The organism is Peptococcus simiae, from assembly GCF_046569735.1.
Lineage (GTDB): Bacteria > Bacillota > Peptococcia > Peptococcales > Peptococcaceae > Peptococcus > Peptococcus simiae_A.
On sequence record NZ_JBKICG010000011.1, the window covers coordinates 60,772 to 73,310 of the forward strand.

A 12,539-nucleotide genomic window follows, 5' to 3' on the forward strand; every position below is an offset into this window, starting at 1 on the left:
TTATTTTTTTATGCCTTCAACCAGATACTCACTTGCTTAACGAATAGATGAGGTGCATATACAACTAGGGACCGGTTGCCGCTCAGTACAGTCATTTCCGCCTAGCCCAGCTCCTTTCCGCCTAATGATACCTCTTTTTTAGGCGATTATTGACAAGTGCTAGAAAAGGACGCAGCAGCCAAGGCACAAGTGGCACAACTCCATAAAAAACCGGCTGTGCATAAACACAGCCGGCTTATTTATATGCCGCCAGGCAGATGATATACCTAAATGAAGGCAGAAAAAAAGCAAGCAGCCGGAGCTGCTTGCCTGAAATTTCAGTGACCTGAAATTATTTGATGAATACAACGCTAGCGGTGGTGCCATCGGTGTTGTAGGTCGGGGTGACGGTGAAGCCGAGGGCTTCTGCTACAAACCGAACCGGAACCATGGTGCGGCTATCGCCATTGATGTAAGGAGCTACATCCATGGTCATTTCTTTGTCGTTGACCTTGTATTCTTTCTTGTCGATGGTCATAACGACTTTTTTGCCGTCCATTTCAGTGGTAACGGTTCTGTCTTTTTCATTCCATTCAACTTTAGCACCAAAAGCTTCAGCTAAGGCACGGAAAGGAACGAAGGTGCGGTCATTTTTGATGATAGCAGCGGTATCGATGGCAACAACATTGTTGTCAACGATAACGTCTTTGCTGCCGATGGTCATAACAACAGCACGGCCAACGTTGGAAGCATCCTTACCGAAGGTGTAGGTCAGGTTGCCTGCATAGAATTTACCGTATTCATTGCTAACATATACAGCGATATCAGCGGTAACCGGTTTATCAGAGGTCAGGCTTAAGGTGCCAATCCCTTTTTCTTTTAAGTCACCGTATGCGGTAACAGAAGCAGAGACCTTAGCGGTATCATCGCTAACTTTTTCGATAACAACAGCGGAGTTCTTGTAATCACCACCGAGGCTAACGGTTTTGCCATCGCCATCGACGAGTTGGAAGTCTACTTTGTTATTAGCACCAACAACACCCTTGTTGCTGGCAAACTTCATGCTGCGACCGTCTTGAGCTACAGTCAGTTCAGCTTTAGCCACTAAACCTTCACGTTCTGCAACAGCAGTCACGACAATTTTAGAGCCGAGATATTTTTCATCATTTTTAACTTTAAAGCTACCATCTTCGGTTTTAAAATCCTCAACAGCATAGCCGGCATACCCTAAGGATACACGTTTAGCAGCTTTCTTTTGAACACCGTTTTCGTCAACAAAAACGATATCCGGAGCTTTAACGTCTTTATCGCCTAATTGAACGGTTTCAGTATTATAGTCGATTTTCAGTTCTTTAGCAGTACCAAATTTAGCGATTTCAAAGCTAGCAACCGCTTTTTTCCCATTTTTCAGGGCTACTTGAACGGTGTATTTACCTACCTTAAGTTCTTTATTAGCAACTAAGGTAAAGTAATCTTTTCCGTCAACCTTTTTCAGGTAGAAGTCTTTGTCATCCACTTTCATGTTAGACGGTTTATCAAGGACTTTTACATAAGGGGTATCACTGTTTTGTTTTACAAAAGCAGGTTCATTAGCCGGAGTATCCTGAATCACGTTACCGTTAATATCTTTAACGATGAATTGAACAAAGTCTTCCATGCCTTTAGTTCTGAAATCAGCATCCCAAGCAAAAGCTTTGGCAGCTGTTTTAGAAGTTTCGATGGTGGAAGCAACAGATTCAGATACAATTACCTTATTTAAGGTCCCTTCTACATCGCCAACAGTGATGTAGAGTTTGTAGGTGCCATATACATCCCCAGTTAATTTGACTTCAGCTTCGCCTTTGTAGCTGATTTTTTCACTGGTGGTGTTGAGTTTTAAGTTAGCAGAGTTGGTGTCAAAGCGAACTTCAGTATTTCTGTCTGCAGCAATGGTTTTTTCTTTATCTTTCCAAGCTTTAACCACTAACTTGGTCGGAGTTAAACCGTTAGCATTGACAGTGATTTCTTGGTTGCTTACAGATTCATCAGCATTAAACTCAGCCAATAAAGCCCCATTGTCATTATACACAGCAAAGGCTTTAATTACATTGGAAGATTCCACGGTTACTTTAGCTGCTTCATTGGTGCTAATCCGGTATTGAGCTAAATCAGAAACTTTTTCTAAACCAGCTAATTTATCGGTCGGAACGATAGCAGCGTTTAATTGGTAAGAACCGGATTTGTTGAATTTAGCCTTTACAGCATTTAGGCCGTCTTTAACATCGGTAATTTTATAAACGCCTGTAATGTTATCATTAGCCTTTTCTGCACCGGTAAATTCTACGGTATCATTAGCAGAAGTCGTAGAGCCGGCCCATACAACGATATCATAACCGGCAACTGTGGCATCTGCACCTGCAGCAGCCTTTAAGCCTACGCGAACTTCAGTGGAACCGCCAACATCTACAGTGCTGTCTTCAACTTCAACAAAAGAAGCGTCTTTTGCAGGAGTCGTATCAGCAGCAAAAACGGCTGCCGGTACTAAAGTCAGCAGGAAAGACAGGATAGTCAGTAGGCTGACTACTTTTTTAGTTGTCTTCTTCAATATATTTCCCTCCCAAATATGGTATGCAGGTAATCCCCACCTGCAGGGGTTGCAGTCTGACCCTCTGCGTCGGGTGCGCTGGGCTTACATGAGGACTCGCCGCCTCAAGGCCAACAAGTATCATCCACGCCGTCTTGCGACGTTGCCGTCTACAATATGTAGTGGCGGCGAAAGAGTTATGCTGTGGCCAAACTCCCCCTTTCGACGTTTTTTTGCTATGGATCATACTGGTGCCGGACATTCCGGCTGAACCTTATAGACCCTGCCCGGTCTCGGCTGCTGCCGGCGAAACGGATGGTTGGTCGTTATACCGGTTATAGGCAGGCCAAAGCAGGCCTGGGTTTATAGGGTTCGGACTTATTATATCAACGGTGATTTGTAAAATCAAGTTGGTGACCGGGTTTTTCCGGGCTTTGTAGCTATTTTGTCAATATTTGCTTCTTTTTTGCATGAAAGGGCCGGGCTTGAGGTATGTGGAGGCTAGTGAATAAGCTAAAAAGGAGGTCTTTTATAATGATAGAACGGATCCAACTGGACGGGGTGGACCCGGAGGGCCTGGCTAGGGATGAAGCTTCTCTGGAAGACTTGGGCCGGGAATTGGCGGTCCTCCAGCGGGCGCTTTCGGCGAGCAGGCGTTCGGCACTGGTCATTATTGACGGCTGGGAGTGTGCAGGTAAGGGCAAGCTCCTCTCCCGGCTGGTCCGGGACCTGGACCCCAAGCACTACCGGGTGGAGCTTTTTGAGGCGCCCACCAGCCGCGAGCAGGCCCATACCTTTCTCTGGCGGTATATGCGGGCGGCACCGACCCGGGGAGACCTGGTCTTTTTTGACCGGAGCCAGTATTATGAGGTACTCCGGGCCCTGGAGGCAGACCGGGCGACCTATGAAGGCTACCTGGCGGATATCCGCTTTTTTGAGCGGCTCCTGGTCCGGGACGGGACGCTTATTATGAAGTTTTTCCTCCACCAGACCCGGGCGGACTTGGCCAAGCGGGTGGCCAAAAGGCGGGACCAGCTGGCAACGGAGACGGACCCGGTGGCCCGGCAGGAGCTGGTGACCAATGCCCTGCCCCTGGCTTATTATGAGGACCACCTGGCCCATTATGACCGGGTCCTGTCGGCGACGAATGTTGACTGGGCGCCCTGGCAGGTCTTGAACACCCGCCACCAGAAGCGGGCGGCCAAGGCGGCCCTGCGGCAGATCATTGCGGCCCTGGAGGCCCACTTGGCCAAGCCGGCCCCGGCGGATGACCCCCTGCCGGTGGGGGACTTTCCACCCCTGGACCCGGCAACACCCAAGGCGCCTGAGGACTTGGCCCCCCTGCAGAAGGACCTGGGCCGGCTCTTAAAGGCCCTACACCGGCGGCAGGTGCCGGTGGTGATTGTCTTTGAGGGAACGGATACGGCCGGCAAGGGCGGGACCATCCGCCGGCTGACCCGGCAGATGGACCCCCGGGGCTTTCATGTGGCGACGGTGGCGGCCCCTAGCCAGGCGGACCTGGACCGGCACTACCTGGGCCGCTTTTACCGGGATTTTCCGGAGAAGGGCCACTTGACCATCTTTGACCGGTCCTACTATGGCCGGGTCCTGGTGGAACGGGTGGAGGGCCTGACGCCGACGGAGCGGATCAGCCAGGCTTATGATGAGATTGTGGCCATGGAGGAAAGCCTGGTCCGGGGGCAGGTCTTGGTGCTGAAGTTTTTGCTGGTCATTGATAAGGCGGTCCAGAATGACCGGCTCATTGACCGGGCCAAGGACCCGGACAAACGGTATAAGCTAACCGATGAGGACTGGCGCAACTATAATAAGTATGAGGCCTACACCGAGGCCATGGCGGAAATGGTGGCCCGGACGGGCAAGGCGGTGCCCTGGCAGGTGGTGGATGCCAACAGCAAGCCCGAGGCCCGCTACCACATCCTCAAGGCCGTCCGGGATGCCCTGAAAGGGGCCCTGGCGGAAAGTGAGGACGGCTGCATCTGCGAATAGGGCAGCAGGCGGGCCGGGCGGGCCGGCAAAAAAGCCTGACAGGCCTAACCTGTCAACCTGCCGGGCCGATGACCTGCTAACCATAGCTATATAAAAACAGGAAGCCCACCGAATAGCTCGGTGGGCTTCCTGTAATGAAATCATGATGATTCCATTGCTCCAAGGCAATTATACCCCTTTACCCGGGCCTTGGCAAGCATAATGTGACCTGGGAGGGTATTTTTTATCCGCTTTAGTCTGCCGGTAGCGGCCCCACCAGGGGCGGCGATCTTATGAAGGCCAAAGCCCACAAAGAAACCACCGACTTGCGCGGTGGTTTTTACTTACATGTCCTCATTTCATTTTACCTAGTTTTAGTATCCCAGTGGCAGCCTTTAACTTGATCAAGTTAACAAGAACATCTGTTTAGCCCGGTTCCATATGCTATACTTACTTCAAGGACTTCCAATCCCCAGCTGTTGCTACAGCGGAGGGGAGGTGGCTTTTTATGATGATTCACGGTTCCCTGCAGCTTGACCTTAACACGCTGGTGATGATACTGCTAATTCTCAGCGTCCGGAAGTCTCGTTAAGGTCAAAGACCCCACCAATGGCACTTGGTGGGGTCTTTTTGGTGACATCATGATGATTCACTGTTCTCCTAGGTCTATTATACCTGCTTACCTATTTTTTGACAAGGGCCCGGTGACCTTATACCGGTCAAGCGGCTTCATGCCGGCTTAAAACAAGACGCATTCAAAGTATATGGTCTTTAACCCAATATAATAGTTCGTCTTCTGATTTATTTGATGCCGCAACTGCTAGAATAAGGTCAATTAGTTCTTCTTGCGTATATTCTAAAATGTAGCCATTCATTTCTAAAAGAAGCAACATAAGGTGTGCGCCAATTCTTTTGTTTCCATCAACAAAAGGATGGTTTCTAATAAGAGAGAATGCCAAATGCACAATCTTTTTTATTGGGCCTGGATATAAATCCTTGCCATCAAAAGTCTGAAAGGGGATTTTTAGCGACAAGTCCAATAAATTTTGATCTCTTATACCGGCTTCTCCTCCAAAGGTCTCAATTAAAGACTTGTGAAGGCGTAAAACTTGGTCCTTGGTCAGGCGAATCATTTGGCCAGTTCCTCATAAGCCTTTTTATTTTTTTTCATGAGACGCTTTGAAACAAGAGAAATATCTTCGTCATCAGCCAGGGTTAAAGCATCAAGTGCACTATAATCAAGAATAACATATTTTGGATTGTTGTTTTTTAAGATAACTGCGGATCCTTGCTCATCAACTAAGCGAGCTACTTTAGAAAAGTTTTGGTTAGCTTCAGTAATAGAAACAAGCATATTTGTATTAATTTTCATGAAATCACCCTCCTATAAAGATTATATCACAAATTTAGGCTTTATTTATCCTATTTTTCGCAAAGCAATTCTATTTAACATGATGCCATTTAGGGATTACTCCTAAGATAGAGTTGAGAATAGCTAAAATGTCGGCCCATAAAAAAACCACCGACTCGCACTCGGTGGTTTTTTGTGCACATAGTTTGTGCACATAGGTTGATCACTTCTTTTTTCCTAGTTTTAGGATAGCATTTAGGGGTTTATGTAGCAAGAGCCTCCCATTTTCCCTGCGCGTATTCAAAAGCCCCGGCAATAGCACTTACTTAGCAAGGCCTTTTTACTGAAATCATCAGCACCCGGAAGTCTCGTTTAAGCTATCCTATTTAGAAATAATTCCATTTCGGAACTTTTCCTAAATAGGATTGATTTCCAGTTGAATTATAGAGTATGCAGACTATCCTTATCCAATAAAAAATTAAACAAATTAATAGTAAGTATGCCATGTTCATCTAAGAATGGCTTTATTCTGTCTTGTACGATTATTATTTTTTTAAAGGAATCATCAATGCTCAATAGGGATGCTTTCTCTTGCTTCACTTTTTGGCTTGAGGGAAGACTATAGGCAGATTGAATGTAGTATCTTTTACTTCCAAGGTTGGCAATAAAGTCAACTTCCAGCTGTTTTTTTATGTCCCTACCCTGCTGATCATTTTCTCTTTTTGTAATCATCCCTACATCAACCATATACCCACGAAATCTTAATTCATTATAAATGATATTTTCCATCAAATGGGTTGGCTCAATCTGTCTAAAATTTAATCTCGCATTCCTAAGCCCCACATCTTCAAAATATACCTTATAGGGTGTATCTATATATCTGCGGCCTTTTACATCATACCTGTAAACCTTTTTAAGCATAAAGGCATCTTCGAAATAGCCTATAAACTTATCAATGGTGTTGGCACTTATTTTTGATTTTTTTACCGATAAAAATGTAGCCTCTATTTTTGTCGGATTTGTAAGCGTTGAAATACCGGATGCCAAAATATTCAATAAGTCACCTAGTTCATTTTTCGAGCGGATGTTATACCTATTTATGATATCCCTCAGGTAAACATTATCCAGTTGTCCTTTTAAATAATTCATTTTTTCTTCATCGCTATCCATTAAGCATTGGGCGGGCAAGCCGCCAAATACCTGGTAGTGGGCAAAGGCATCTTCTTTAGCACCCGGGTAAGTTTGAAGGAATTCTGAAAACACTAGGGGCATGATATGGATTTCATCGCCTCTACCGGCAAATTCTGTGATGACATCTTTTGATAAAAACTTAGAGTTGCTCCCGGTTACATAAACATCAAAGTTATCTTGCCGTAAAAAGCCATTAAGAACTTGTTCAAAAGACGCTAATAATTGGACTTCATCCAAAAGGATATAGTACTTTTCATAATCATTCGTTTTGCCGGCTATATACTCTAAAAATCTTTTAGGGTTAACTAACCGCTCCCTACCGAGGATATCTAAATCTACTAGGTCTTCACCGATTTTCAATAAGTCTCTACCTGAATCAAAGGCAAATTTTATAATATGGTCGTCATCTATGCCACTCTCAACTAAATAATTGTAGAACAGCTTGTTCAGTAAATAGGATTTGCCGCTTCTTCTAATCCCCGTAATGACTTTTATGAAGCCATTATCCATCTTGCGTATTAACTTAGCTAGGTAATGATCTCTTTTTATTTCCATAAGTTGACCCGCCTCTTTATTTAAAAATAGTCCTGTTTTGGCGTTTAAGCTAAGTACAGGATATCATTTCCAGCTAAATAGGACAATCCTATTTAGAAATAATTCCGTTTCGGAACTTTTCCTAAATAGGATTGATTTCCATTGAATGGACCCCTGAAACAGGTTATCTCTAGATGGAGGGGCCGCTCTTCTCCTAGGGCAAGCACCCTCTAACCCATTCTACAGGCGGCTAGACGGAAAGAGCGATAACAGCCGGCCCACAAAAAAACCACCGACTTGCGCGGTGGCTTTTGCTTGATAAGGACTTAGCTAGAGGCTAGCGGCCTTTGGACTGGCCGGTTTGGGCCCGGGTGGCGGCGTTTTCGGAGGAGTCCGGATCGGCGCCGGCGGGGGAGTTGCTTTCGTATTTATCCACATTGGCCCGTTCGTCGATTTGCTCGGCGGGCTCGTATTTTTGCCGTTTGTGGAAGATGTCGATGTCTACGACATTATCCAGGAGGGTTTTGATTTCCTGGGGATAGATGACGGAGGGTTGGCCGTCAACGACCCAGAAGTCCCGCTTTTGGCAGGTGACCCGGTTGCCCATGTCCTGCATGAAGGCCTGGTAGGCGTTGCCGTGCCAGCCGAGTTCTTTAAAGAGGACATTGGAGATGAGTTGTTCCGGGTCGATAGTGGGGCCTTGGCCGGTGAAGCTGGTGTTGAACATGGCCTTGGCCTTATTATTGCCATAGATCAGGTAGGGGGTGGCGTAGTTGTTGAGTTTGGATTGGACGGTGCCATCGGGGGCCTTGAGGCCCAGGATATCGTAGCCGCCTTCTTCCATCCGGGGGCTGTGGTCGCCGAAGGCCAGGACGATGACGGGCTCGTCGTCGTTTTCCAGGCTATCGATCAGGTCGGTCAGGGCCGTGGCGGTTTGGTTGACATCGGTGAAGTAGTTGTTGAGCATGACGTAAGCGGGCCGCCGCATGCCTTCCTGGTAGGGGAACCATTCCTTGTCTTTGATGCTGACACAGTTATAGGGGCCGTGGCCCTGCATATTGGCGGCATAGAGGAAGGTGGGCCCTTGACCCTTGTAGCGGTCCAGCTGGGCCTTGATGTCCGGCATGAAGACGCTATCGGGCAGGTACTCGCTGAGGTTATTTTTGAAGTGGTTCTGGGTGTAGAGGAAGTTCTGGAAGCCCAGGTTGGGGTTGCGGTCAAAGCGGGAGTAAAAGTAGCCATCGTTGGGGTGCATGGCGACGGTGGTGTAGCCATTTTCCATGAAATAGCGGACGTTGGACGGGCCGGGGCGGTTGATGTAATTGTGCCGCTTGTAGAGGCCGGTCAGGACGCCGGTTTCAATATTGATGGTGCCGCCGCCGTAGACATCGCTAATCATTTCCCCGGAGATGCACCGGTCTTGCAGGGCATGGAGGGGGTCATAGGGGTTGCCATTAGGGAATTGCAGGGTGGAGGGCTTGGCGGTATCGGAAAAGTCCATGTAGCTTTCTAAAAGGATGGTGATGATGTGGACTTTTTGGTCTTTAGGGATGGGTTCGGACCCGTATTTTTCAGCCAGGGCCTGGCCATTGGTCGGGTTGTAGCCAGCTTCGTCATTGCCCAGGGCAAACTTGGTATTATAGCTCATGGAGTAGACGACGCCATTGGCCTGGTAGCGGTCGGAATGGAGCCGGTAGGTGATACCGGTGCTGTCGCACCATTGCTTCTGGTTTTTCAGGTACTGGCTCTTATAGAGGGGGGTGCTGGCGTAAACGGCGGTGCCGGTGCCGGCGGCAATGGCTACAATAAGGAGGGCGGCCACGAGCCGGGACAGGGGGTGAAAGTGGGTCTTGGGCATGAGCCGGGCAAAGACGGCCAGGGCCAGGATACCGGCCAGGGCGTAAAAGGCCAGGCTGATGTCCAGCTCACTCAGGTAGTGGGGGAGGATTTTCAGCATGGGGATGGCCAAGGCCAGGTCATCGGGCTTTAAGGCGGCATGGCGCCAGTTGATCATGGCCACGTTGCCGACAGCGATGCCCAGCCAGAAGAGGCCGGATAGGAAAACAGAGATCCGCAGGCTCTGAACGATGAGGCCGATCAGGAGGATACAGGCATAAATAGGTAAAAAATTAAGTAATAGGGTTAAGGGGTTGGTAAAGTAGCTGGTGAATAGGCCGGTGGCATACCCCCAGGAACCGATAAAGAGTACAATTATGGTGAGGACGGCGGCAGCCAGGGCGCCACCGCTAAGGAACTTGGCTACATCACGTGTAAAAAATCGCCCACGCAGGCGTACCGCCAAGGCCTTAAGTTTGTCTTTCATGATAAAGGGCCTCCTTGGTCAATTTCCTTCTAAAATCAAGTATGATTTGTGTAAAGATTATTTTAATTAATGGTCTAATAGTACCACAGCCGCCATTGATTTGCACGCCATCGGGCGGTATTTTACAACTATTTAACAAGTAGGCCCTGTTTTAGCCACATTTACCGGCCAGTGAAGCAAAAAAGCGCCTTCTCATTAAGAGAAAGCGCTTAAATGTTTGCTGGTAAATATAGGTTTAATAAAGCTTATACACGACCTGCACCGGTGAAGGGGAAGCCGGTATAAGTGCCGATGGAAACACTCTGTCCGGGGGCCGGGGCGTGAATGTACTTGCCATCACCGATATAGATGCCGACGTGGTAAGCCGGGGCACCCCAGAAGACGAGGTCGCCGGGTTGTAAGTCATTAAAGGCCACCGGTTTGGCAAAGCTTTGTTGGGCAGCTGCGGTCCGGGGCAGGGACTTACCGTTTTGAGCAAAGACATAGCTGGTTAAGCCGGAGCAGTCAAAGCCGGCCGGGCTCATGCCACCCCATACATAGGGGACACCCATGTGGGCTTGGGCAGAGGCGATAACCGTATTGCCGTTGACACTCTGGGCAGCATTGGTGCTGACCGGCGCGACCGGGGTGTAGCTATAAGCGGGGATAATACCACGCCAGAAAGGATTGGTATTTTTGTAGCCTTGGGGGGTTTGGGTCCAGCTGGGCTTTTGGTCAACAAAGGCGACCACATTGGCACCGGAAACAGCTACGGTTCGGTTGGTTAAGGTCTGCATGAAGGCCATGGGAATATAATTGCAGCCGTTAAATTGGGCCAATTGGTACCAGGGGCCATTGGCAGACACGCCGATGTATTTTTTATTATCAGCGCTATAGGTATAGAGCTCATAAGCGTTTTGACCGCTGACGAGTTTAATTTTATTGGCTTGGTTATCAGGATTGAGGACCACTTCTACGCCCAGGTTTTTAAAAATAGAGTTGATGGGCAGATACATGAGGCCTTCTTGATTGACAATAGCTTGGTCAACTGTGACTTGATGCCAGTCGTTCTGCTGAGGAGATGCGACATAATATACCGGATCTGCTGCTTGGGCAGGTTGCGCACCTAAACCAAGGGCTGCTACCGTAGCGAGGGCCAAGGTGACCGCACATAATGTCTTCTTTATCAAAACTACACTTCCTTTCTAACACGGTGTAAATCATAGCACAGGGGGAGGTCATTTTCAATCATTTGTAGATAACTGTCATTCTATTGTTACCAATGATTTTTCAGCTGATTACGAGATTAATACAAGTATATTCCCTTAATGGTGGGCTTTTTAGGAAGGGGGCTTGTAATGGCTACAAGGAGTTGGGTACTTGCGTTCGTATTTTTTAAGGGTCTTTTCGGCTTTTTTGACCGGAAAAACAACAAATATTTTTATTTGTTTGTTGTTATTTGTTGTTAAATAGCCCCCTTTTTGCTCTTGTTTTTATATAGGTTGCGTGGACTTTTTACCCGCCAGGATGGAAGGCGGCAAAAAAGCCCAACCGGACGAACCGGTTGGGCTGATCAAGCAGGAAGTTTTCAATTGAGATGATGGGATGCTTAAAGAAATAGAGCCAGCCTTTATTGGTAAAGCTTATTAATCAGGGCCTCTTGGAGCGTTTGAGAAAAGTTAATGTTATTCTGCTCTGCTTTCTTATTTAACCAACTGGGAATGGTCAAGGTTTTTTTCACCGGACAGCTATTTTTTCCCGCCGGTATGAGACGGTATCTATAGCGACCAGGCTTTTCACTTGACCCGGTCCAAGCTCTAAGCAATTGATATCTGAAGACGGCGGAATGGGCGCATTGTGATCCTCCAAATCAATGACGCTAAGGTTAATGTAATCTTGAGCCATCTCCAGGCAGTCATTCAAGTCCTTTCCCTGAGTAAAGCCGCCGAAATCGGGTATTTCAACAAAATGATAGCCCGTTTGGTCCGCTTGATGGATGATGATTGGGTATGTTGCTTTCATATTAAACCATCTCCTAGTCACAATGCCGCAAGCCCAATTTTTTGATGAGGGCTTTTGCCAGCTGTTCCTTTATTTCTTTATGACTAGGTATGGGTTCGCTCTGTTTGCCTTTTACCCATATCTCATGATTGCCGCCTTATCTCGCTAATTCCCAGCCACATTTTCTGAGGAGCTTTTCAAGATTTTTTTCTTCATAGGCATCCATCCTCACACCTATATAATGCGTATTAACACGTATCATCGTCAACCATTAAAAATTCCTTATTGTGAAAGACCGGCCCGGAGCACAACGTTCGCATCAACAAAAAGACAAACAAAAAACGCATGAGCGGATGCTCATGCGCTTAATAAATCAAACAGACCAAACAAGGTAAATATTATTTTTGTAACGGTTCTACGTTACGGGTTTTCCTTGAGACCGGAGCTGGTGCTTTAGCAGTCGCGTTAGCGACACCAGCCGGCCATCATCGTCAGATGATGGATGCGGCGGTCTGCAGAGAGAAGGCCGAGTAAAAGAAAAAAGCCTAGGAACAATTGCTCCTAGGCTTAATAAATCAAACAGGCCAAACAAGGTAAATCATATTTTACAGTAAGTTCGTTACTGCGGGTTT

8 protein-coding genes are annotated in these 12,539 nt (G+C 47.4%); 1 reads left to right on the forward strand and 7 read right to left on the reverse strand.

Annotated features, from left to right (window positions below; genetic code table 11):
* Positions 1-331: 331 nt before the first annotated feature.
* Positions 332-2,563, reverse strand: coding sequence for a copper amine oxidase N-terminal domain-containing protein (locus ACLGL1_RS06145; RefSeq protein WP_411007864.1), 2,232 nt, complete (start codon positions 2,561-2,563; stop codon positions 332-334).
* A gap of 513 nt (positions 2,564-3,076) precedes the next feature.
* Between ACLGL1_RS06145 and ACLGL1_RS06150 the strand changes: the two genes are divergently transcribed.
* Positions 3,077-4,549 (forward strand): hypothetical protein, encoded by a 1,473-nt coding sequence (locus tag ACLGL1_RS06150; RefSeq protein WP_411007865.1) that lies wholly within the window; start codon positions 3,077-3,079, stop codon positions 4,547-4,549.
* A 734-nt stretch (positions 4,550-5,283) separates the two neighbouring features.
* Here the strand turns inward: ACLGL1_RS06150 and ACLGL1_RS06155 are convergent.
* The 6 genes from ACLGL1_RS06155 to ACLGL1_RS06180 form a co-directional block, all read right to left on the reverse strand.
* Entirely contained in the window at positions 5,284-5,661 is a 378-nt protein-coding gene (locus ACLGL1_RS06155; protein ID WP_411007866.1) for a type II toxin-antitoxin system death-on-curing family toxin, read from the reverse strand.
* The gene (locus tag ACLGL1_RS06160; protein ID WP_411007867.1) at positions 5,658-5,900 is read right to left on the reverse strand and encodes a type II toxin-antitoxin system Phd/YefM family antitoxin; all 243 of its coding nucleotides are present in this window, start codon (positions 5,898-5,900) and stop codon (positions 5,658-5,660) included. The genes ACLGL1_RS06155 and ACLGL1_RS06160 overlap by 4 nt, the downstream gene beginning before the upstream one ends.
* A gap of 420 nt (positions 5,901-6,320) precedes the next feature.
* Positions 6,321-7,625 carry an ATP-binding protein gene (locus ACLGL1_RS06165; protein ID WP_411007868.1) on the reverse strand — a complete coding sequence of 435 codons (1,305 nt, stop codon included), beginning with the start codon at positions 7,623-7,625 and terminating at the stop codon, positions 6,321-6,323.
* 316 nt (positions 7,626-7,941) lie between these two features.
* Positions 7,942-9,927 (reverse strand): LTA synthase family protein, encoded by a 1,986-nt coding sequence (locus ACLGL1_RS06170; protein WP_411007869.1) that lies wholly within the window; start codon positions 9,925-9,927, stop codon positions 7,942-7,944.
* Positions 9,928-10,172: 245 nt separating this feature from the next.
* Positions 10,173-11,096 (reverse strand): C40 family peptidase, encoded by a 924-nt coding sequence (locus tag ACLGL1_RS06175; protein WP_411007870.1) that lies wholly within the window; start codon positions 11,094-11,096, stop codon positions 10,173-10,175.
* Positions 11,097-11,643: 547 nt separating this feature from the next.
* On the reverse strand, positions 11,644-11,928 hold the full coding sequence (locus ACLGL1_RS06180) for a type II toxin-antitoxin system HicB family antitoxin (protein WP_411007871.1): 285 nt from the start codon (positions 11,926-11,928) through the stop codon (positions 11,644-11,646).
* Positions 11,929-12,539: the final 611 nt, after the last annotated feature.

What these genes read in the sequence shown, in the direction of transcription:
- ACLGL1_RS06165 (WP_411007868.1), bottom strand. Translation starts at nt 7,625, where the DNA reads ATGGAAATAAAAAGAGATCATTACCTAGCTAAGTTAATACGCAAGATG.
- ACLGL1_RS06150 (WP_411007865.1), top strand. Translation starts at nt 3,077, where the DNA reads ATGATAGAACGGATCCAACTGGACGGGGTGGACCCGGAGGGCCTGGCT.
- ACLGL1_RS06170 (WP_411007869.1), bottom strand. Translation starts at nt 9,927, where the DNA reads ATGAAAGACAAACTTAAGGCCTTGGCGGTACGCCTGCGTGGGCGATTT.
- ACLGL1_RS06160 (WP_411007867.1), bottom strand. Translation starts at nt 5,900, where the DNA reads ATGAAAATTAATACAAATATGCTTGTTTCTATTACTGAAGCTAACCAA.
- ACLGL1_RS06155 (WP_411007866.1), bottom strand. Translation starts at nt 5,661, where the DNA reads ATGATTCGCCTGACCAAGGACCAAGTTTTACGCCTTCACAAGTCTTTA.
- ACLGL1_RS06180 (WP_411007871.1), bottom strand. Translation starts at nt 11,928, where the DNA reads ATGAAAGCAACATACCCAATCATCATCCATCAAGCGGACCAAACGGGC.